Source organism: Streptococcus sp. k-402 (assembly GCF_013277515.1).
GTDB lineage: Bacteria > Bacillota > Bacilli > Lactobacillales > Streptococcaceae > Streptococcus.
Genome location: NZ_VMNB01000013.1, coordinates 35,539 through 56,887, shown reverse-complemented (window position 1 = coordinate 56,887; position 21,349 = coordinate 35,539). Strand labels below are relative to the sequence as shown.

Below are 21,349 nucleotides of genomic sequence, written 5' to 3'. Positions count from 1 at the left end.
TAGTTGGTGAAATTCACAGTATTCTTTTATAACAGACAAAAATTTCTCCCAGTCTTTCTCAAACATCTAGTCAATGTAATTTTCTTCCATTTTCTTAATAAGAATCTTCATATCATCAATTAACGACTGTGGAGACAATACCCTTAAGGATCCCGCTTGGCCCAATAGCCACCTCTTCAGCCCTGGTGTATCCTGACTCACAAATTCAATAATATTACCATTTGATGTTTTTTCAATAATTTTTGCTGTAGGAAATTGATCAACAACAATTGCCGGATCATTAACGAATAAGACTCTGATCTTTAACTCTTTGCCTATGAATGGATCTACACGTTTATTACGAATGTCTCCATCACGAAATTTTCTTCCATATGAGAGAGAAGGTTTCTTTTCTTTAGATTCTACCCAACTAAGAATTCTATCTAGTTTCAAGGTCATATATGAATCAAAAACTAAATTATAAGCTACTATGTAAAAATAATGGGTATCATAATAGAGCGATACCGGGAAAATGGTATGATACTTTTTAGTATTATAGGGAGATTGATATTAAATATCTAGTACCAATTCCTTACGAATCATTTCAGACCATTCCCAAACCTTATCAATACGATTTTGTGTATCTGACAATGGTGCATAATTTAGCAACTCACTTGCAATAATACTGGAAACTTCATTTTGCTCATCTTTTGAAACAAGTGCTAATAAACTATCAAGTAATGACTTGTTTTCTTCCTTATTCAAAGAACGATTTTCTAGTAAAATCTTTGAAATTACAAGAATATCCTTTTTATTAAACAAAGATTTTCCTTTTAAGTATCTTGTATGGTGCTTTGCATCATAAGCAAGCTCTGCTGCAACCATTGGTTGTGTATCTAAGAAACCAGACAAGAGAGAAAAATCTCGTTGTATAGTTTTTTCACTAACACCAAATTCATCAGCAAGCTGAGCCTTAGCTAAATGCGCGCCAGACTGTAAGCGTAAAAATATAGTTAATAAGCGTTCTTGGTCGTTCATATAATTCTAATCCTTTACCAATATTATAGCATTTCCAATGATTCAGATTCAATCAATTTCTTAGTTCAAATCTTTTACTGATCGTACTATTTTTTAAATACCGATTTCTTCTTTTAAAGCCTACTATAGTTTTTTTCTACCTTCCAAATCCTATCAACGATATTGATTTTGATGATTTTGCTTCAAGAGCTACAATAGCCTTATTAATATCTATCAATGTAATTTGATTTAAAAAGTTTTCATCTTCTAACTGAATCTTATTGCCTTCAATCACTCGTTGTGCTTGACAGAAGATAATCTCATCTACTAATTTGCGGACGTATCTAGCATTTCCAAAATTGTTACAATTGATAACTTCTGAAAAATGATGAAGTAGTACCATCTTACAATCGTCAGTTAATTGATAATGTCTTTTATTGATCATCAATTCTAAAATAGCAATTAGTTGATCAATTGTATAATCAAAAAATTTTATTTCTCTGGAGATTCTAGAGGATAATCCTGGATTAGTTTCAATGAATTGGGCCATCAATTCTTCATAACCAGCAAAAATAACCAAAACCTCATCCCGACGATTTTCCATTTCTTGTATAATCGCTGAAATAGCTTCGTGTCCAAAGTCTCTCTCACTACTCGGAATAAGACTATAGGCCTCATCTATAAAGAGTACTCCCCCTTTTGCGTCATCAAAAGCTCTTTTTACTTTTGGAGCAGTTTGGCCAACATATTCACCGACCAATTCTGTTCGCCCCACTTCCACTAACTTATTCTCTTGAATTATCTTATTATTGTATAAAATTTCTGAAAAAAGCCTAGCAACTACTGTTTTGCCAGTTCCAGGATTTCCAGAAAAAACAAGATGTCGATTTAATACTTGGTTACTAAATCCATGAGCTTGACGCAATGCAGAAACCCGATTATATGCTAACTGCTGATTTAGGACTATTTTCACTTCTTCTAAACCAATTAATTCACTCAACTTTTTCTCCGCATTTTCTTCATCTTCAACTGACGATTCATTCTGGAGAATAAATCCATCGAGATTTAATTCGTTTTTATCTGAAGGATTATAATTATTTCGTACTGCAAATTCAACAAGCTCTTGAACAAAAAGACGAACTTCTTTAGCATCCTTTAGTACTTTATTTTCAGCTATTAATCGCTCAAAATCTTCGTTAGTCAATCGAACACCTTTTTGATTTAGCATTTGAAGACCAATACCTTTAAGTTCCGATTCATCATACTGCGGAAAATTAACTATTGATACCTTATTAAAATCTTCAAGCAACTCTTTTCTAATAGATCCCGCCTCCTGAATATTTCTAGAGATAATAATATTAAAGGAATTCCCCTTCTTCTGTCGAAAATTATCAAAAATGTCTGATTTTGTTTTTGATCTTGCCGAAAGATAATCAACTAATACAGGGAAATCTTTTTCACCTATTTTAGGAACAAAATATTGATTGCAATTAACAAATATCGCATTCATTCCAAAGAGAGACTCAAGAAAATTGATTGCAAACTTTCTACCCGAACCTTTCTCACCAGTAAAAATATAAAAGTGTTGCTGTTGTTCATTATTGTTTATTTTTTCTTGAAATGAAAGGTATGTAATTAGTCCTTGAACAGCCTTCTTAAAATCGGTAAGACCAAAAATGTTTTTCAATTCATCCAGTTTTTCAAAATTAGGCTTTAGATAATGAGGCATTGTCTCTTTATTTGCACTCAATAAGAATTTTACTAGTTCTCTTCTATCACTTGTTTCAAGTTTCTTTATAAAATCACTTTCTGTTAGAGTTTTAACTTTTTTTAATGTAAACTCATGATCAAAAAAATCCTTTATTTTCCCCATGATTTCTTGATCATTGTAATTTTCTTGAGAAATAAGGTAATAAGCGTCATCCTCTTTAAATAGCAATAAACGATTAGTCTTAATAAAATCTTCTGTTTGAGTTTTTAAGAAATCATCAGGATTCTTAAACTCAACTTGATAATAATTCATTTAATTTCACCTCTTTTTATTGATAATTTAAGTTTACAAAAAAGAGTGGACGTTTATTGTCCAGTTAATTATTTTTCAAAGACACGAAAAAAGCACCCATAAGGTAAACTTTTGAGTGATTTGAAACGTTGATAGTATAGTATTGATTAACGTTTTGAGGCAACTGACTTCGTCAGGTTGCAGCCACATTTGTAAGCGACTAAAGTCGCAACAACTGTATCAATTGCACCAATTTAGCAAGAAAGTACAAAAAAGAACACCCCGAAAGGTGCTCTTTGTAAGTATAGTAATTCTTTCGAATTAACGTTTACTAAATTGTGATGCTTTACGAGCTTTCTTAAGACCTGGTTTCTTACGTTCAACTTTACGTGAGTCACGTGTAAGAAGTCCTGCGCGTTTCAATGAATCGCGGAAGTCTGGGTCTACTTGAAGAAGGGCACGAGCGATACCGTGACGGATAGCTCCTGATTGACCAGCGTATCCACCACCTACAACGTTAACGAAAACGTCGTATGAACCTGCAGTTGAAGTAACTGCGAATGGTTGGTTGATGACAAGACGAAGGTCAGCGTGTGGGATGTACTCTTCAACATCTTTTTTGTTAACAGTGATTTTACCAGTTCCTGGAACAAGGCGAACGCGTGCAACAGCGTTTTTACGACGTCCAGTACCTGCATATTGTGCTTGTGACATACTTTATTGTTCCTTTCCTTAGATAAGTCCTGAAATATCAAGAACTTCTGGTTGTTGTGCAGCGTGAGTGTGCTCAGCTCCAACAAATACTTTCAACTTCATACCTTGAGCGCGTCCAAGAGTATTGTGTGGAAGCATACCTTTAACTGATTTCTCGATCAAACGTACTGCATTTTTAGAACGAAGTTCACCTGCAGAGATTTGTTTCAATCCACCTGGGTGGTTTGAGTGAGTGTAGTAGATTTTATCAGTTGCTTTTTTACCAGTCAATTTAACTTTTTCAGCATTGATAACAATCACAAAGTCACCTGTATCAGTGTGTGGTGTAAATGTTGGTTTGTTTTTTCCGCGAAGTACGCTAGCAACTACTGCAGAAAGACGTCCAAGTGGTACATCAGTTGCGTCAACTACGTACCATTTACGTTCAACTTGGCCTGGTTTAGCCATAAATGTTGTTTTGTTCATGATTTCTCCTATATATAGTTCGATTTTTGTTTACGGTGATGGGTGTTCCTTCCCATCAAAAAGTATTTGGAAGGTTCCGGGGCCTTTCAAATGGGGTAAACAATACCGCCTACTATAATACCAAATTTCACCCCTAAAAGTCAATAGATATGAAAAATATTTTTCTAAATTCCACTCTTTTTATCTCTAAAAAAACCTCGCTTTCGCGAGGCTCTTCTATTTATAAGATAAGGCACGTTTAAAGGTTTTCCAAGGACCTAAATCATCTGTTTGCAGAACGAGGCTAGCATACATACGTCCGATAAAGACTGTTGCCGTTACTGCAAAAGCAATCGTAATCGCAAGCGAAATCCAAGCTTCTAACCCATTTGCATAGCCATTAATAGCTCTAAACGGCATGAAGAAAGTCGAAATAAAGGGAATATATGAACCAATCTTCAAGATGAGATTGTCACCAGCTGCACCTAGAGCTGTCACTCCAAAAAAACCACCTAGAATCAAAATCATCAAAGGCGACAAGGCTTTCCCTGCATCCTCAGGACGAGAAACCATAGAACCTAGGAAGGCTGCTAAAACAACGTACATAAAGAGGCTAACCAAGACAAACAATAAGGTGTTGAGCGAGAAAGCCTCTCCTATATGGTTTAAAATACCAGATTGTGCCAAGATTGGTAGGTCTTTAAAGAGAAGAATGGCAGCAAGTCCACCCACGACGTAAATGCCAATATGGGTCAAAATCACAAGCAACAAGGCAAGCATACGAGCATAGAAATAATGACTGGCTCGAATGCTGGAGAAGACCACCTCCATGATTTTAGTACCTTTCTCACTAGCCACTTCCTGGGCAGTGACACTAGCATAAGTAATTAAAATCATATAGAGAAAGCCACCAACCGCTGTAGCCGCGATTGTTTGAATCATTTTTTTATTTTCCTTGGATTCATCAATTTTCTCCGTAAAGTTAACTGTTTGTTCCAAGCGTTTTTCCTGTTCTTGTGACAAATTGGCTGCCGAACGATTGAGTTGATCTTGAAGCTCATTTAACTTGCTCGTTACTCCTAGCTTAATAGCAATCTCAAGGGAAGTTTCACCGTGATAAACTGCCTTCAAGACACTATCCTCTTGGTCAATGGTCATATAGCCTTTTAATTTTTCATCCTTGATAGCAGCTTGAGCACTTGCTTCATCCTGATAATCAAAATTGAGACCATTGGTAGATTTAAGACTGTCTGTCACAGCTGGAACAGTGCTGACTACTGCTATCTTGCCACTCTGAGCCATAGAAGAGCCTTGAAGATAGCCAATTCCCCCAGAGAGACCGATAAACAAGAATGGTGAAATCACCATAAAGAAGAAACTCCACGATTTGACATGTCGAAGATAGGTTTCCTTCATTACAACCCACATATTTCTCATACTTCCACCCCTGATTCTAGTTTAAAGATTTCATCGATTGTTGGCGCTTGCTGATCAAAGGTTGCGATATATTGCCCTTGAGTCAAGATTGGGAAAAGTTCCCTTCCAGCGCTCTCATCCTCCAAGATCAATTTCCAACTGCCTTGTTTGGTCAAGCTCACCTGTTTAACATGAGGAAGTTTTTCCAATTCTTCCTTGCTTCGTTCACTTGAAACAAAGAGACGCGTTTTCCCGTATTGATTGCGGACATCCTGAACTGGTCCATGCAAGACCACACGGCCATCTCGAATCATTAGAATATCGTCACAAAGCTCCTCGACGTTGGTCATGACATGGTCAGAAAAGATAATGGTTGCCCCACGTTCTTTTTCCTGAAAAATAACTTGCTTGAGCAATTCTGTATTGACTGGATCCAATCCACTGAAAGGCTCATCCAAGATAATCAAGTCTGGTTCATGAATAAGAGTAATGATGAGCTGAATCTTCTGTTGATTTCCTTTTGACAGACTCTTAATTTTATCTGTCAGCTTCCCTTTCACTTCCAACTTCTTCATCCATTGAGGGAGTTTTTCCTTGACCTCCTTGGCATCCATGCCTTTTAGAGTCGCCAAGTAGCGAACCTGTTCAAGGACTGTCAATTTAGGCATGAGACTGCGTTCTTCAGGCAGATAGCCAATCCGAGTATAGGTTTCCTGACGGATATCCTGCCCATCCAGACTGATGTCTCCTTGGTATTCTAAAAACTTCAAAATACTATGGAAAATCGTTGTCTTCCCAGCACCATTTTTCCCGACTAGTCCCAAAATACGACCTGGTCGTGCTTGAAAGTCAATACCAAACAAAACTTGCTTGGATCCAAAACTTTTCTCTAGATTTCTTACTTCTAGCATCTTTCACCTCCGAAATGTCTTGCACTCATTATACTCTTTTTTGATAGCCTTTACAATGATTTCTGTCCATTTTTATCATCCTCATTTTAGTAAAAAATCTTAAGGTACTTTGAGTTATGAGTACATTATACACTGGTAAACTCCAATTTATCTTCTCTGTTCCTCAACTGTCTATTTTTAATCCTGAATTGTTATTTGAAAAGCAAAAATCCACCCCGAAGGATGGATTGATACTTTAACGCACTTCTGCATTGACTTTTTCTTCAAGTGATGCTTGGATTTTTTCCATGTAGCGTGCGACTTCTTCGTCCGTTAAGCTGTCTTCTGGATTTTGGAAGGTCAAGCTATAAGCCATTGACTTCATACCAAGTCCCAATTTTTCGCCTGAGAAGACATCAAAGAGTTTGATATCTGTCAAACGTTTCACGCCGGCAGCTTGGATAGCATCTATAACTTCTTGATGAGTCACTTCTGCCTTAAGAAGGAGGGCAACGTCACGGCTAACTGCTGGGAATTTAGTAATTTCCACAAATGGAGTAGCTGGTTGAAGGGCAGCTTCGATGGCTGAAAGGTTAAGCTCAGCTACATACGTTTCTGGAATATCGTAAGCTTTAGCAGTGACTGGATGCACTTGACCAAGGAAACCAAGCACTTGGTCACCGAGTGAAATCACAGCTGTACGACCTGGGTGAAGGCTAGCGATTTCAGATGTTGCTGTATAAGTTACTTGGAGTCCCAAACGAGCAAAGAGGGCTTCAAGGATTCCCTTAGCATAGAAGAAATCAACTGGAACTGCTACTGTTTGGAAATCTTTTTCAGCAACCAAGCCTGTCAAGGCAAAGGCAAAACTGTTGATTTCATTTGGAAGTTCTTCTTTTGGATTGCCAGTTTGTTCAAAGACTTTTCCAATCTCGTAAAGAGCCAAGTTTTTGTTCTTACGAGCCACATTGTAAGCAACTGTATCTAGGATACCTGAGATCATATTTTGGCGGAGGACAGAACGATCCACTGTCATTGGCCACATAAGTTCCGTAAGGTTACTTGGTTGAGCTGTGAACTCTACTGCTTTTTCAGGAGTTGTCAGAGCATAGGTGATGATTTCTGTCAAACCTGCCCCTTCAGCAATAGTACGAACTTGACGGCGGAGTTTTTGTGTAGCTGTCAATTCACCAGCTGTCCCATCGTCTTTTGGAAGACTGGTTGGCAAGCGGTCATAACCATAAATACGAGCGATTTCTTCAAAGAGGTCTGCTTCAATAGTGATATCCCAACGACGACGTGGGACGCTGACTGTAAAGCTTTCTGCATTTCCAGAAAGACCAAAGCCAAGACGACGGAAGACGTCTTCTACATCAGCATAAGAAAGATCAGTTCCGAGGACACGGTTAACATCAGCAAGAGTTGAAGAAACTTCTACGTCTGATGTGTCAAGTTCCCCAGCTGAAACAATACCTTTACGCACAGTCGCACCTGCAAGTTCTGCAATCATGCTAGCCGCCGCATCAAGGGCTTCGTTAACAGTTGTCACATTGATCCCTTTTTCAAAGCGAGAAGATGACTCAGAACGAAGGTTGAGGCGACCACTAGTCTTGCGGATAGATTTTCCATTGAAAACAGCAGCTTCAAGGACGACACGAGTAGACTTTTCAGAGATTTCTGTTGCTTGACCACCCATAACACCTGCAAGGGCTACTGGCTTGTCTGCGACAGTGATGACTAGGTCATTCACGTCCAAGTCACGTTCTTCACCGTCTAAAGTCACCATTTTTTCACCAGCACGCGCTTCACGCACACGGATGTCATTTCCTTCAAAGGTATCCAAGTCAAAGGCATGCATAGGTTGACCAAAGTAGAGCAAGATGTAGTTTGTCACGTCTACAACGTTATTGATGGGACGGATTCCTTCGTTCATGAGAAGGTTTTGCAACCATTGTGGACTTGGTGCGATAGTCACATTGTCCAAGATACGGGCTGCATAGTAAGGTGCCTTGTCTGTTTCAATGCCCACAGAAAGAGCATCTGTTGCAGCTTGGTCAGTTTCTGAAAGAGTAAATTCTTTAAAGTTGACTGCCTTGTCATAGATAGCTGCCACTTCGTGAGCCACTCCACGCATAGAAAGGGCATCTGCACGGTTTGGGGTGATAGACAGTTCGATGATTTCATCATCCAAGTCTAGGTATGAAAAGACTTCATCCCCAGGAACGGCATTTTCTGGCAAGATTTGGATGCCATCTGCGAATTCCTTAGGTACAACTGAGTCAGAAATTCCCAATTCACCAAGCGAACAGATCATCCCAAGTGACTCAAGACCACGGATTTTTCCTTTTTTGATTTTGTAGTTGTCAGCGATACGAGCTCCTGGAAGAGCCACCATAACCTTGATACCAGCACGCACATTCGGTGCACCACAGACGATTTGACGGGCTTCTTCTTCGCCAACGTTAACCTGACAAACATGAAGGTGAGTTTCTGGCACATCTTCGCAAGACAAGATCTCACCGACGACAATTTTCGAGAGACCGGCAGCAGGTGATTCGACACCTTCTACCTCGATCCCTGTAGTTGACATTTTTTCAGCCAACTCTTGTGATGGCACATCAATGTCCACCAATTCTTTTAACCATTTATAAGATACAAGCATAATTTAGTTTTCCAGAATGACAGTTGTCACTCTAGTTCTTTTCCTTTCCTATCATTTCAATAGAAGAATCCTCTTCTTACCTTAATTTCTTTTTCAGTAACCAATCCGTATCTACTTTTTGACCAACCATAAAATGATGTTGGCTAAATTTTTTAAAACCATATCGGTTATAAAACGCTTGAGCTTTTGTATTATGCTCCCAAACACCTAGCCAAGCCCAGAAAAAACTATTTTTTGTAGCAAGTTCAAGAGCAAATTCAAACAGTTGCTTACCGAGTCCAAATCCTTGGAATTTTTGTAGCACATAGAGGCGCTGAATTTCAAAAGCATCCTCTAATTCTCTCTCAGTCTGAGCACTTCCCCAGTTGACTTTGAGAAAACCAGCTATCTCCTCTTCATGCATAATGAAATAGGTTTCGGATTCTGTATTTTCCAACTCAGTTGACAAAACTCTCAGACTATAAGCCTCTTCAAAGTATTCCTGTAACTGCTCTTCCGTATTATCATGCGCAAATGTTTCACGAAAGGTTTGTTTGGCTATGTTAGCCAACACCTCAACATCTGCCTTTTCTACTTTTCTAATCATTATTTAAACTGTTCTGAGAAGCGGACATCTCCTTGGTAGAATCCACGAATATCGTTGATTCCGTAACGGAGCATAGCTACACGCTCTTGTCCAAGACCAAAGGCAAATCCAGAGTAAACAGTCGCATCGATACCACTCATTTCAAGGACACGTGGGTGAACCATACCGGCACCCATAATTTCGATCCAACCTGTTTTCTTACATACGTTACAGCCTTCTCCACCACACTTGAAGCAAGAAACATCCACCTCAACAGATGGCTCTGTGAATGGGAAGTAAGAGGGGCGCAGACGGATCTGACGCTCTTCACCAAACATTTTTTTCACAATCAACTGAAGGGTTCCTTGAAGGTCTGCCATAGAGATGTTTTTCCCAACAACCAAGCCTTCGATTTGGTGGAACTGGTGACTGTGGGTCGCATCGTCTGTGTCACGACGGAACACACGCCCTGGCGAAATCATTTTCAAAGGACCTTTAGAGAAATCATGGGCATCCATAGCACGCGCCTGAACTGGAGACGTGTGAGTACGTAGCAAGATTTCTTCTGTGATATAGAAAGTGTCCTGCATATCACGAGCTGGGTGGTCTTTTGGAAGGTTCATACGTTCAAAGTTATAATAGTCTTGCTCCACTTCAAAACCATCCACGACTTGGTACCCCATACCGATGAAGATATCTTCGATTTCTTCACTGGTTTGTGTCAAAACGTGACGGTGACCAGTCGCAACTGGACGACCTGGAAGTGTCACATCGATACTCTCGCTAGCCAGTTGAGCCGCAACTTTCTTTTCTTCCAAGAGCTTAGCTGTTTCTTCAAAAGCAGCTGTCAAGACATCACGAGCTTCATTGACGTGTTTCCCAATGATTGGACGCATCTCAGCAGAAACATCTTTCATCCCTTTGAGGATTTCAGTGAGCGAACCTTTTTTACCAAGGACTGAGACACGCAATTCTTGCATCTCTTTTTCATTTTCAGCAGTAATCTGCTTCAAGCTTGCCAGCGTTTCTTCACGAAGCGCTTTTAATTGTTCTTCAATAGTTGACATAATTCCTCCATCAGTCTCTCGTAGATAAAAAGAAAACCACATGCCAAAAACTCCACTCGGAGCGTTGACACGCGGTACCATCCGTTTTCATCTGACAAGTCAGACCTTCATTTCTAAATCCATGCGCAAGTGAATTCACCCAGCTTTCATATAGAGAGCTTGCAGTCACGGCTCTCCTCCCTGATATACTTCCATTGGGCTACTAGTCTTGCGGATTGCTATTCAATTACTACATAGTTTATCAGATTTTGAGTTAAAAAACAAGTTAGATTAGACTAATTTCAATATAAAACTCATTCCTTTTTCTGTTGCTCCATTTTCCACAAATCCAAGCGACTTGAAACACCTCCTAGAAGCATGATTGTAGGTGTAGATTTCCTTGACTCTCAATTCTTTCCATCCTTTTACTCGAGCCAATTCAATTAAAGCACTTAGAATCTTTTTTCCAAGTCCTCGATGTTGGTAAGCGGAATTCCCAATCACAATGGGGAGATTATCCTGAGATAGTGTAACATCCCCAATTGGAAACCATTCCCCCTTCTCCTTGACTTCAATCCAAAAAAGTTCACCATGCTGATCCAAATGGGAATACATAGCTTCCAAAGTTTCTTGACTATAAGGTCTCTTCACACCATCTACGAGGTGAACCAAGTTCACATCCTGATACCAAGCAAAAGCTTCTTCACAATGATTGACCTTATAATAAGGAACAAGACGCAGTGCATTATCTATTTGTAAAATCCGTTTCATCTGCTTTCCTTTTCAACAAAAGAGTTGCTGCTTGATTAAAACCATCACACCAGTTATACCATTTTGCTTCATACTCATTTTTAGCTAAGATATGATTTTTTAAATCCAGAACAGAGTAAATTTTTCTTTCTTCGCAGGCTTGCGCATAGAGATGATATAGTTCATCACCACCATCTCTATCCCACTCAGCAGAAATCGTATCCCTACCTGCCAATAAAGTCTGATAAGCCCTGTGATGCCCATCTGTAATCAACAAGCAGTTTCTTTTCTGATAAGTATAGTTGAGTCGGATGAAGATCTGCTATATTGACTTTCATTTCTTTCTCCTCAAAGGAATTTGATATTCACTTCTGCTTACCTTTAAATCGCCATTGGAAGCGGAGCTTGTCATAGAAGGGAAACTCTATAAACAGGACTCCCAAGCCGACACAGAGACTGGCAAGGACATCTGATGGGTAATGAACTCCCAGATAGACCCTCGATACCAGCACACTGACTAGGTAGAGACCTAGCACGATTTGCACGATTTTTCTCCAGACTGGATCTTTCATCCGTTGACTGAGGATGACAATCAGAGTGCCGACCATCAAGGTTACAGCCAGAGAATGCCCACTTGGAAAGGAAAATCCCTTCTCCTCAACCAAGTGTAAAATAGCTGGTCGTGGGCGCTGGTAGATGTTTTTAAAAGTCACGATTAAAAGACCCGCTAAAGCCAAATTCCCCAGCATAAAGAAACTTTCTATCTTCCATTTCTTACGATAAAAGATAAAAGCTACCAGCATAACCCAAGTGATAATTACTGGGATATCAATCAAGCGTGTGATGGCTCGGAAAAGAATAGTCAAGTAATCTGGCAAGTCTCCTCGAACAACAGTCTGTATCGGTTGGTCAAAACCGACCAGCGTGTCAGGGTAAAATTTGACCATGTAGCCAAGAATAACGAAAAGTAAAAGGGCAAAACTGCCCTTCATTAAAAATGTTTGTTTATCTCTCATAATGTTTTAAGGTTGGTTTCAAGAGAACATACAACAACCAGAATGAAACGGCAAAGATTACACCCTCAATCAAGTTAAAAGGTAATACCATGGTCATTAGGTAGTTGGAAAGTCCCAAAATTTTTCCAATATCAAAGTTAGCAAACTTAGCGTACAAAGGAACAGCATAAACATAGTTGAGAACCAACATTGCCACGGTTAAACCAATAGTCCCAGCTAGAGAGCCTAGCAGGAAACGAAGAGTTGTCCGTTCCTTTTTCCAAATCAAAGCAAATACGATGACAAAAACTCCCAAAGCTACGATATTCATTGGCAAACCAATGTAAGTATTCACTCCCTGGCTGTTAAGAAGCAGTTTCAAGAGTGAGCGAAGCAAGAGAACTCCTAGAGCAGCAGGCAAATCCATGACCACCAGACCCACAAGGACTGGCAAGATACTAAATTCGATCTTGAGGAAGGATGCCGCTGGCAAGAGCGGAAAGTCAAAGTACATCAGCACAAATGAGATGGCTGATAGAATTGCAATGGTCGAAAGTCGACGTGTGTTTGTCATAACAGGTTCCTCCAATTTTCTATAAAATCAGAAGAAGTTAGAAAGGATTCCTCTATCTATTCTCACTTTTTATATCCCAAATCTTCCCTCTCACTCTATTAAGAAAATTCAAGCAAGCGGTTACAGTTTAGCTATAAATCTATCAGAACAGACAAAGCCATTCTTTCGTCTTCTCCCATCCAGACTATACTGTCGGTTGTGGAATCTCACCACATCAGCTTGCGCTCGCGGACTTATTTGGCTAAGATATTTTAGATTTATCTAGGCGTCGCAGTCGAAGATAATACTTAAAGTATATCGAGACAAGACAACGACGAGAAAGCTAAAATAGATAGTCAAATTTACCGCCGGTCGGGAATTTCACCCTGCCCTGAAGACTCTTTTATCATAACAAAAAACGCTTGCAAGCGCAAGCATTTTGTTCATTTTCATTTTCATTTTTTATTTCAATTTATCCACTTCATAGGTATGAACGAGCTCAAGACCTGCAAAGTTCTGCTGGCGGAGGGCTTCGTAGACAATCATGCAGACGGTATTAGACACATTGAGACTACGGACATGTTCATCATTCATGGGAATACGGAGAGCCTTTTCAGGATGTTCTCGCATAAAGTCCTCCGGCAAGCCCTTGTCTTCACGTCCAAATAGAAAATAATGGTCCTCGTCAGTCGATAAATCCACATCAGAATACACTTTCTCAGCAAATTTTGAGATCAGATAGAGTTTGCCCTTCATCTGAGACATGAAATCCTCCAAACTCTCGTAAAAATAAATCTCTAGTTTATCCCAGTAATCCAATCCAGCTCGCTTCATCTTGCGGTCATCAATAGGAAAGCCCATAGGCTTGATGATGTGGAGGGGAGAATTGGTCGCAGCGCAAGTACGCGCGATATTGCCTGTATTTTGTGGAATTTGAGGTTCAAATAATACAATGTGATTTGTCATGACTTGCTTCCTTTCACCATTGCAAAAAAATAGCCACACTGCCCGGAGTCAAGCTCAGCAAACAGCGTGGTTAAGGCATCGTTAACTTACCTCACAACAGGTTTGAAGTAAATCAGCGAAACTACTTTCTTAGTATAACACTTTCAGAATCATTGTCAATAGAAACGACTTGATTTTTTCAATTTTTTCAAGCTATTTCCAAGGGTTGTAAAATCGTCCCTGATTCTGCAAGATAAGTAGTAAACTAGCTACTAAAAACAAGGCTGCCAAGAGCAAGGTAAGATAGTCTCCTTTTTTCAAGGCCTGATAACTATACCAAGTGCGTTTTTTCTCTTTCCCAAAGCGACGAAGCTCCATGGCGGTCGCGATAGTATCAATGCGTTCTAGCGAGCTAAAAATCAAGGGCGTAATAATGCGCAGATTGCCTTTGATTCGTTTCATAAGAGAAGCTTTCTTGGATAATTCCATCCCACGCGCTTCCTGAGACATCTTGATAGTAAAGAATTCTTCCTGCAAATCTGGAATATAGCGCAAGGTCAGGCTGACAGAATAGGCAATCTTATAGGACACACCGATTTGATTTAAACTGGAAGCAAACTGACTAGGGTGGGTTGTCATCAAAAAAATAATAGCCAGAGGAATGGTACAAAGGTACTTAATAGCCAAATTTAGCAGATAAAAGAGCTCTTGGCTGGTCAGAGTGTAGGCACCGATTCCCTGCCAAATCACACTTCTCTCTCCGTAAAGTCCAACCCCATACTCGGGAGAAAAGAGATAGACCATCAAGACGTTTAAAACGGCAAATACCGTCGCAAAAACTGCCACAAAAGAAACATCTTTGAAGCGGATCTCTGACAAATAGAGGAGAAAGACCGAAAAGATGGCAATCAGAACAAGCAGTCTGGTATCATAGCTAATCATGGCCGCCAATGACACGAGGATGAAAAAAAGGAGTTTAGCAGCTCCTGACAAGCGATGAATCACAGTATCTCTATGCTGGTAACCAATTAATTTAGCTTGCATCCTTCTCTCCTTTCTTTGTAAAATGCCGTTAAAGCAAGTGGATCCACGTCTAGTTTCTTGGCCAAGTTAAAGATAGAGGTTTCTTTTAGATTGGCTTTTACTAACAGCTCAGGATTGCTCAAGAGACTAGCTGGATCGGTATCGGCAATCAATTCCCCATCCACCATGACAAGGGCCCGATCTGAATAATCCAGCATCAATTGCATATCATGCGTAATCATGACAATGGTATGACCTTTTTGATGCAGTTCTTCAAGAAATTCCATAATCTCAGTATAGTTCTTCTGGTCTTGACCAGCAGTCGGTTCATCTAAGAGGATAATTTCAGCCCCTAAGACCAAAATTGAAGCAATGGTGACACGTTTTTTCTGACCAAATGACAGAGCAGAAATGGGCCAATTACGGAATTCATATAGACCACATATTTTCAAGGTTTCATAGACTTTCGTTTCAATTTCCTGCTCGTCCACACCTCGCAAACGAAGTCCCAGAGCCACCTCGTCAAAAATCATATTGGTTGAAATCATTTGATTAGGATTTTGCAGCACATAGCCTACTCGTTCCGCCCGCTCTGTAACAGAATCTCCTTTTATATCCTGCTCTTCCCAAAGATAGCGGCCTTCCGTCTGGATAAAGCTACTTAAGGCCTTGGCAAGGGTTGATTTCCCAGCCCCATTTTTCCCGACAATGGCAATCTTTTCGCCTTTTTTGATGTTCAGATGAAGAGATTTTAAAATCGGTCTATCATCATAAGAAAAAGACACGTCCTCTAATCTAAAGAGCGACTGTAAATCTGGGGTTTCTTTTGCCAATTCCGTCTGTAACTGAACCTGACCTTTTGAGATGGACAAGTTATCCAGATCTGCTAATTGTTCTTCCTTCTTTAAATCCACACCCAATTGACGGAGAGTCGTTAGATAAAGAGGTTCTCGAATTCCATTTTGTGTCAATAAATCAGTCGCCAGTAGCTGGTCAGGGCTCCCATTAAAGAGGATACGACCATCGTTTATCAAGACAATCCGATCGACAGGGCGATGCAGAACATCCTCCAAACGGTGCTCAATAATAAGGGTCGTCGTCCCCTCCTCCTTATGAATCTGGTCAATCAATTCGATAATATCCTGACCTGACTTGGGATCCAGATTGGCGAGCGGCTCATCAAACAAAAGAATCGGACTTTCATCAATCAAGACACCAGCCAGACTGACCCGCTGCTTTTGTCCACCTGACAAATCCTGGGGACGCTGATTCAGTAAAGGAAGAAGGTCCAGCTTTTCAGCCCATTTATGAACACGGCTTTTCATCTCTTCTAGTCCTGTTACATCATTTTCCAGAGCAAAAGCCAAGTCCTCTGCCACAGACAGGCCGATAAACTGCCCATCTGTATCCTGCAAAACTGTACTGACTAAATGAGATTTATCGTAGATGCTCATATCAAAGGCCGCTTGCCCCTTAATCAAAAATTCTCCAGACATCTGACCCTTGTAAATATTTGGAATGATTCCATTTAAACACTGACCCAAGGTAGATTTACCTGATCCAGATGGGCCAACAATTAAGACTTTCTCTCCCTTGTAAATGGTCAAATTCATCCCTTGCAAGGTCGGTTCTTGTTGTGTTTCATACCGGAAAGAGAAATCCTTCCACTCAATTATAGCTTCTTTCATCTTACTCTCTTCATTCGCTTCTTAGACTTCTATTTTATCATAAATCGAACCCTTCTTGCAGTCTCTTCTCTTAAAATCTTAGCACCAAAAAGAGTCCTATCCTAGCTTACTTGCCTAACTAATCTATAAACATCGAAAAAGACTGGTTGCCCAGCCTTCTCCATCATTTTAGTCCTTTTTCAAACTTCCTGCACGAGTTTGAGTTCCTGCATAGGCAAGTAAGAGAAGAGTTCCTGCAATAGCTACAGATACACCATTAGCAATTCCCGCAACAATCCCTTGGGCAAATACTTTTTCTGCGGCTTCTTGATAAATCACAACATCTCCAAGTGGTGCCAAGACACCCCAAACAAGAGCATTTGCAAGTAGTTGAATGAGGTTAAAAATAAGAATATCTTTCCAGTCAAAGACACCATTGATCACGCGAACATACTTTCTAAATAGCCCCACAGCTAGACCAAAGAGACCACTAGCAATAATCCAAGTCCACCAAAGGCCGTAGCCAGCGAGAGAGTCCTTCACTGCATGACCAATTAAACCAACAAGTAATCCCACTAGAGGGCCAAAAATGATAGACAAGAGGCTCTGTACCGCATACTGAAGCTGGATGCTTGTATTTGGAACAGGTGTCGGAATGCTGATCATTCCGATGACAACAAAGAGCGCAGCTCCAACACCGATAGCAACAACTTGTTTAATTGATTGATTTTTCATCTATATTCTCCTATTTTATGATTCTATTTTCTTTATTTCAATGGTCCAAGATGAACCGACACCCACATTATAGGCCTTGGCAAAGGAACCTTGGTTGATAGCCAGACCTAAACGATAGAGAGAATTGATGTAAAGGATGGGTTGCCCAATTCTCACATCTGCAAATGATTTGCCATAAACAACCTGATTTTGATAGACCAGCATATCAGCATGATAGATGGTCACTTCAAAACGGTCACCAAATTCTGGTTCCAACTTGTAAAATTCTTCTCGTGTGATAGAGGTCCAAAGCGAGCCGAAACGCACATCCAGAATATCAATAGCTCCCCTTACCAGATGATCTTCAATGATTGTCTCTACGACTGGAAGCTCCACAATCTGATCCACACTGAGCTCTGGCCCCACTTCCTCAAAAGTAATGTGACCGCTGGCTAGTTTAGCACCAGTATAAGCATAAACATCACGACCGTGGAAGGTATAAGAATGCTCTGTATTTTGACGTCTATTGGCCACCTCAGAAATCTCACGAATGGCTACAATGCCAACGTGTTTCTTGATAAAAGAAAGCGTTCCATTGTCTGGCGTGACAATGTATTGATTTTTTGCAGTCTTGGCAACTACACTCTTACGTTTCGAGCCGACACCTGGATCGACCACCGATACAAATGTCGTTCCCTCAGGCCAGTAATCCACCGTCTGAAAGAGACGGTAACTCCCCTCAAAAATATTATAAGGCGTGATATCGTGCGTCAAGTGATGAATTTTTAAGGTTGGAGATTCTTCTAAAGCCACTCCAATCATAGCCGATACCGCACCATCAACCAGACCAAAGTCTGATTGTAATACCAGTAAATTATTATTCATTTTATCTCCTTGTATATCCTTTATCATACCATATTTCAGAGAAAGTCGCTAATAGCTATTTCAATTGGTTAGGGTATAGTTTTACCTTATAGCAAATTTCCTACTAAAAGCTCTGGTTATTAGCTAGTAGGTGCATTTTTTCTTGAAAAAAGGTATGATAGTTACATCATGAAAAAGTAGGTTTTATTATGAAAATTATCCTTGTCGGAGGGGGAAAAGTTGGTTTTGCCCTCTGTCGCTCCTTGGTTGCAGAAAAGCATGATGTTTTGCTGATTGAGCAAGACGAAGCCGTCCTCAATCATATTGTCAATCGCTTTGATATCATAGGTATCCTTGGTAACGGGGCGGATTTTGCCATCCTTGAGCAAGCCAGTGTCCAGGATTGTGATATCTTTATCGCCCTGACTGAATACGATGAAGTCAACATGATTGCAGCCGTTCTAGCCAAAAAAATGGGAGCTAAAGAGACCATCGTTCGGGTGCGGAACCCTGAATATTCTAACTCTTATTTCAAGGAAAAGAATATTCTCGGTTTTTCTCTTATCGTTAACCCTGAGCTCTTGGCTGCCCGCGCTATCGCGAATATCATTGACTTCCCCAACGCCCTATCTGTCGAACGTTTCTTTGGGGGACGGGTCAGCTTGATGGAATTCACTGTTAAATCCTCCAGTGGTCTTTGCCAAATGCCCATTTCTGATTTTCGGAAAAAATTTGGCAATGTCATTGTCTGTGCGATAGAGAGGGATCATCAAATTATCATTCCAAGCGGTGACATGACTGTACAGGATAAAGATAGAATCTTTGTCACTGGTAACCGTGTTGACATGATGCTCTTCCATAATTATTTTAAATCTCGTGCCGTAAAGAGCCTTCTTATTGTTGGAGCTGGTAGAATTGCCTATTATCTACTAGGTATCCTCAAAGATAGTCGTATCGATACTAAGGTCATTGAAATCAATCCCGAAATCGCTAGTTTCTTTAGCGAGAAATTCCCAAATCTCTACATCGTTCAAGGAGATGGTACCGCAAAAGATATCCTGCTGGAAGAAAGCGCCCAACACTATGATGCCGTTGCAACTCTAACAGGAGTCGATGAGGAAAATCTGATTACCTCTATGTTCCTTGACAGCGTAGGTGTACAGAAAAATATTACCAAGGTCAATCGTACCAGTCTACTCGAGATCATCAATGCGCCTGATTTTTCAAGTATCATCACCCCTAAAAGCATTGCCGTAGACACGATTATGCACTTTATTCGTGGTCGGGTTAATGCCCAGTATTCAGACCTTCAAGCCATGCACCATCTAGCCAATGGCCAAATCGAAACCCTGCAATTCCATATCAAGGAAGCTAATAAGATGACTGCCAAACCTCTTTCTCAACTGAAATTGAAAAAAGGGGTTCTTATTGCAGCCATTATTCGAAAGGGCAAGACTATTTTCCCAACTGGGGAGGATATGTTGGAAGTTGGAGACAAGCTCCTAGTAACAACTTTGTTGCCAAACATCACCAAGATTTATGACTTGATCGCGAGGTAAGAAATGAATAAAAGTATGATTCGCTACCTCCTTTCAAAATTACTTTTGATTGAAGCTGTTCTCCTCTTAGTTCCTGTTGCGATTGCTGTCTATTACCGTGAATCGAGCCAAGTCTTTACAGCCCTCTTTACAACGATTGGGATTCTCGTATTACTAGGCGGTTCAGGAATTTTACAAAAGCCAAAAAATCAACGAATTTATGCCAAGGAGGGAGTCTTGATTGTTGCCCTCTGTTGGATCCTTTGGTCCTTCTTTGGTGGTCTCCCCTTTGTCTTTGCTAGACAAATTCCCAGCGTTATCGATGCCTTTTTTGAAATCAGTTCGGGCTTTACAACTACTGGAGCAACTATTCTGAACGACGTTTCTGTTCTCAGTCGTTCCCTCCTCTTCTGGCGAAGTTTTACCCACTTAATTGGAGGGATGGGGGTGCTTGTTTTTGCGCTTGCTATTATGGATAATGCCAAGAATAGCCACCTAGAAGTGATGAAGGCTGAGGTTCCTGGCCCTGTTTTTGGCAAGGTTGTATCCAAACTCAAAAATACTGCCCAGATTCTCTATCTCCTTTATCTAGCTCTCTTCTCCCTCTTTGTCATCATCTATTATCTAGCCGGCATGCCCCTTTTTGATAGTTTTGTCATTGCCATGGGGACAGCAGGTACAGGAGGATTTACCGTCTATAACGACGGAATTGCCCACTATGGTAGCTCACTAATTACCTATCTGGTTAGTGTCGGAGTTCTGGTTTTTGGGGTAAATTTCAATCTCTACTACTACCTCATGCTCCGTCGTGTCAAAGCCTTCTTTGGTGACGAAGAACTTCGTGCTTACTTGGTCATTGTACTGCTTTCTACAGGCTTGATTAGCCTTAATACCCTCTATCTCTATCCAGGATTTTCCAAGAGCTTTGAAATGGCCTTCTTCCAAGTTTCCAATATCATTACAACGACTGGTTTTGGTTACGGAGACATTACCAACTGGCCCCTCTTCTCCCAGTTTATCCTTCTCTTCCTCATGGTAATCGGTGGCTCTGCTGGATCAACTGCAGGTGGACTCAAGATTATTCGAGGCCTCATCCTTTCAAAAATTGCCAAAAATCAAATTTTGTCAATTCTATCTCCCCACCGTGTTTTGACCCTCCATGTTAATAAAACGGTGATTGACAAGGATACCCAGCATAAGATTCTCAAGTACTTTGTCATCTATGCTATGATTTTGCTATCGCTTATCTTTATTGTCAGCCTAGATAGCAATGATTTTCTGGTCGTGACCAGCGCTGTCTTTAGCTGTTTCAATAACATCGGGCCTATTCTAGGAACCACTTCTAGTTTCTCAATCTTTAGTCCCATCTCAAAAATTCTCCTCTCCTTTGCAATGATTGCAGGGCGCTTGGAGATCTACCCAATCCTCCTTCTCTTTATGAAGAGAACTTGGTCTAAGAGATAAAATATAAAATCCCTCTTTTTACAATTGTGAAAGAGGGATTCTTATATTAAAAAAGGGGGAACGTTTTTAAATCCCATCTTTTCTTTACGCATAGTCCTTAC

Annotated in this window: 18 protein-coding genes, 2 pseudogenes and 1 riboswitch; of the genes and pseudogenes, 2 read left to right on the top strand and 18 right to left on the bottom strand. The window is 40.3% G+C overall.

What is annotated here, in order from left to right:
- Positions 1-66 precede the first annotated feature (66 nt).
- From HT724_RS08990 to HT724_RS08905, 18 genes and pseudogenes are all read right to left on the bottom strand, one after another.
- Positions 67-1,017: pseudogene (locus HT724_RS08990) on the bottom strand (WYL domain-containing protein).
- A gap of 136 nt (positions 1,018-1,153) precedes the next feature.
- Entirely contained in the window at positions 1,154-3,019 is a 1,866-nt protein-coding gene (locus HT724_RS10485; protein ID WP_173276315.1) for an AAA family ATPase, read from the bottom strand.
- Between the two features lie 300 nt (positions 3,020-3,319).
- Positions 3,320-3,712, bottom strand: a complete 393-nt coding sequence (gene rpsI, locus HT724_RS08980; protein WP_000075964.1) for a 30S ribosomal protein S9 — start codon at positions 3,710-3,712, stop codon at positions 3,320-3,322.
- A gap of 18 nt (positions 3,713-3,730) precedes the next feature.
- Positions 3,731-4,177, bottom strand: coding sequence for a 50S ribosomal protein L13 (gene rplM, locus HT724_RS08975; RefSeq protein WP_001044624.1), 447 nt, complete (start codon positions 4,175-4,177; stop codon positions 3,731-3,733).
- Between the two features lie 216 nt (positions 4,178-4,393).
- A complete protein-coding gene (locus HT724_RS08970) occupies positions 4,394-5,593 on the bottom strand; it encodes an ABC transporter permease (protein WP_173276314.1) in 1,200 nt (399 codons plus the stop codon).
- Entirely contained in the window at positions 5,590-6,483 is an 894-nt protein-coding gene (locus tag HT724_RS08965) for an ABC transporter ATP-binding protein (RefSeq protein WP_173276313.1), read from the bottom strand. The genes HT724_RS08970 and HT724_RS08965 overlap by 4 nt, the downstream gene beginning before the upstream one ends.
- 235 nt (positions 6,484-6,718) lie before the next feature.
- Positions 6,719-9,124, bottom strand: a complete 2,406-nt coding sequence (gene pheT, locus HT724_RS08960) for a phenylalanine--tRNA ligase subunit beta (protein WP_173276312.1) — start codon at positions 9,122-9,124, stop codon at positions 6,719-6,721.
- Positions 9,125-9,200: 76 nt separating this feature from the next.
- On the bottom strand, positions 9,201-9,710 hold the full coding sequence (locus HT724_RS08955; RefSeq protein ID WP_173276311.1) for an N-acetyltransferase: 510 nt from the start codon (positions 9,708-9,710) through the stop codon (positions 9,201-9,203).
- Positions 9,710-10,756: a phenylalanine--tRNA ligase subunit alpha gene (gene pheS / locus HT724_RS08950; RefSeq protein WP_173276310.1), complete on the bottom strand. Its 1,047-nt coding sequence runs from the start codon at positions 10,754-10,756 to the stop codon at positions 9,710-9,712. The genes HT724_RS08955 and pheS overlap by 1 nt, the downstream gene beginning before the upstream one ends.
- A 270-nt stretch (positions 10,757-11,026) precedes the next feature.
- A complete protein-coding gene (locus HT724_RS08945; protein WP_173276335.1) occupies positions 11,027-11,476 on the bottom strand; it encodes a GNAT family N-acetyltransferase in 450 nt (149 codons plus the stop codon).
- 4 nt (positions 11,477-11,480) lie between these two features.
- Positions 11,481-11,823, bottom strand: a pseudogene (locus HT724_RS08940) (chromosome partitioning protein ParB).
- A gap of 27 nt (positions 11,824-11,850) precedes the next feature.
- Positions 11,851-12,501 (bottom strand): phosphatase PAP2 family protein, encoded by a 651-nt coding sequence (locus tag HT724_RS08935; RefSeq protein ID WP_173276309.1) that lies wholly within the window; start codon positions 12,499-12,501, stop codon positions 11,851-11,853.
- Entirely contained in the window at positions 12,491-13,054 is a 564-nt protein-coding gene (locus HT724_RS08930) for an ECF transporter S component (protein WP_084861966.1), read from the bottom strand. The genes HT724_RS08935 and HT724_RS08930 overlap by 11 nt, the downstream gene beginning before the upstream one ends.
- Before the next feature lie 163 nt (positions 13,055-13,217).
- Positions 13,218-13,436: riboswitch (FMN riboswitch) on the bottom strand.
- Positions 13,437-13,495: 59 nt separating this feature from the next.
- Positions 13,496-13,999, bottom strand: a complete 504-nt coding sequence (locus HT724_RS08925; RefSeq protein ID WP_000181382.1) for a tRNA (cytidine(34)-2'-O)-methyltransferase — start codon at positions 13,997-13,999, stop codon at positions 13,496-13,498.
- Between the two features lie 192 nt (positions 14,000-14,191).
- Positions 14,192-15,022 (bottom strand): energy-coupling factor transporter transmembrane component T, encoded by an 831-nt coding sequence (locus HT724_RS08920; protein ID WP_173276308.1) that lies wholly within the window; start codon positions 15,020-15,022, stop codon positions 14,192-14,194.
- A complete protein-coding gene (locus HT724_RS08915; RefSeq protein ID WP_173276307.1) occupies positions 15,007-16,689 on the bottom strand; it encodes an ABC transporter ATP-binding protein in 1,683 nt (560 codons plus the stop codon). Before HT724_RS08915 ends, HT724_RS08920 begins: the two co-directional genes overlap by 16 nt.
- 168 nt (positions 16,690-16,857) lie before the next feature.
- Positions 16,858-17,403 (bottom strand): ECF-type riboflavin transporter substrate-binding protein, encoded by a 546-nt coding sequence (locus tag HT724_RS08910; RefSeq protein WP_000795928.1) that lies wholly within the window; start codon positions 17,401-17,403, stop codon positions 16,858-16,860.
- 15 nt (positions 17,404-17,418) lie between these two features.
- The gene (locus tag HT724_RS08905; RefSeq protein ID WP_173276306.1) at positions 17,419-18,267 is read right to left on the bottom strand and encodes an S-adenosyl-l-methionine hydroxide adenosyltransferase family protein; all 849 of its coding nucleotides are present in this window, start codon (positions 18,265-18,267) and stop codon (positions 17,419-17,421) included.
- A gap of 188 nt (positions 18,268-18,455) precedes the next feature.
- Here HT724_RS08905 and trkA point away from each other — a divergent pair, with 188 nt between their 5' ends.
- Together trkA and HT724_RS08895 are read left to right on the top strand one after the other, a co-directional pair.
- On the top strand, positions 18,456-19,805 hold the full coding sequence (gene trkA, locus HT724_RS08900; protein ID WP_173276305.1) for a Trk system potassium transporter TrkA: 1,350 nt from the start codon (positions 18,456-18,458) through the stop codon (positions 19,803-19,805).
- A 3-nt stretch (positions 19,806-19,808) separates the two neighbouring features.
- Positions 19,809-21,248 (top strand): TrkH family potassium uptake protein, encoded by a 1,440-nt coding sequence (locus tag HT724_RS08895; protein WP_173276304.1) that lies wholly within the window; start codon positions 19,809-19,811, stop codon positions 21,246-21,248.
- The last annotated feature ends 101 nt before the right edge of the window (positions 21,249-21,349 follow it).

Excerpts from the sequence above, each read along its gene's own strand:
- HT724_RS10485 (WP_173276315.1), bottom strand. The coding sequence starts at position 3,019 with ATGAATTATTATCAAGTTGAGTTTAAGAATCCTGATGATTTCTTAAAA.
- rpsI (WP_000075964.1), bottom strand. The coding sequence starts at position 3,712 with ATGTCACAAGCACAATATGCAGGTACTGGACGTCGTAAAAACGCTGTT.
- rplM (WP_001044624.1), bottom strand. The coding sequence starts at position 4,177 with ATGAACAAAACAACATTTATGGCTAAACCAGGCCAAGTTGAACGTAAA.
- HT724_RS08970 (WP_173276314.1), bottom strand. The coding sequence starts at position 5,593 with ATGAGAAATATGTGGGTTGTAATGAAGGAAACCTATCTTCGACATGTC.
- HT724_RS08965 (WP_173276313.1), bottom strand. The coding sequence starts at position 6,483 with ATGCTAGAAGTAAGAAATCTAGAGAAAAGTTTTGGATCCAAGCAAGTT.
- pheT (WP_173276312.1), bottom strand. The coding sequence starts at position 9,124 with ATGCTTGTATCTTATAAATGGTTAAAAGAATTGGTGGACATTGATGTG.
- HT724_RS08955 (WP_173276311.1), bottom strand. The coding sequence starts at position 9,710 with ATGATTAGAAAAGTAGAAAAGGCAGATGTTGAGGTGTTGGCTAACATA.
- pheS (WP_173276310.1), bottom strand. The coding sequence starts at position 10,756 with ATGTCAACTATTGAAGAACAATTAAAAGCGCTTCGTGAAGAAACGCTG.
- HT724_RS08935 (WP_173276309.1), bottom strand. The coding sequence starts at position 12,501 with ATGAGAGATAAACAAACATTTTTAATGAAGGGCAGTTTTGCCCTTTTA.
- HT724_RS08930 (WP_084861966.1), bottom strand. The coding sequence starts at position 13,054 with ATGACAAACACACGTCGACTTTCGACCATTGCAATTCTATCAGCCATC.
- HT724_RS08925 (WP_000181382.1), bottom strand. The coding sequence starts at position 13,999 with ATGACAAATCACATTGTATTATTTGAACCTCAAATTCCACAAAATACA.
- HT724_RS08920 (WP_173276308.1), bottom strand. The coding sequence starts at position 15,022 with ATGCAAGCTAAATTAATTGGTTACCAGCATAGAGATACTGTGATTCAT.
- HT724_RS08915 (WP_173276307.1), bottom strand. The coding sequence starts at position 16,689 with ATGAAAGAAGCTATAATTGAGTGGAAGGATTTCTCTTTCCGGTATGAA.
- HT724_RS08910 (WP_000795928.1), bottom strand. The coding sequence starts at position 17,403 with ATGAAAAATCAATCAATTAAACAAGTTGTTGCTATCGGTGTTGGAGCT.
- HT724_RS08905 (WP_173276306.1), bottom strand. The coding sequence starts at position 18,267 with ATGAATAATAATTTACTGGTATTACAATCAGACTTTGGTCTGGTTGAT.
- trkA (WP_173276305.1), top strand. The coding sequence starts at position 18,456 with ATGAAAATTATCCTTGTCGGAGGGGGAAAAGTTGGTTTTGCCCTCTGT.
- HT724_RS08895 (WP_173276304.1), top strand. The coding sequence starts at position 19,809 with ATGAATAAAAGTATGATTCGCTACCTCCTTTCAAAATTACTTTTGATT.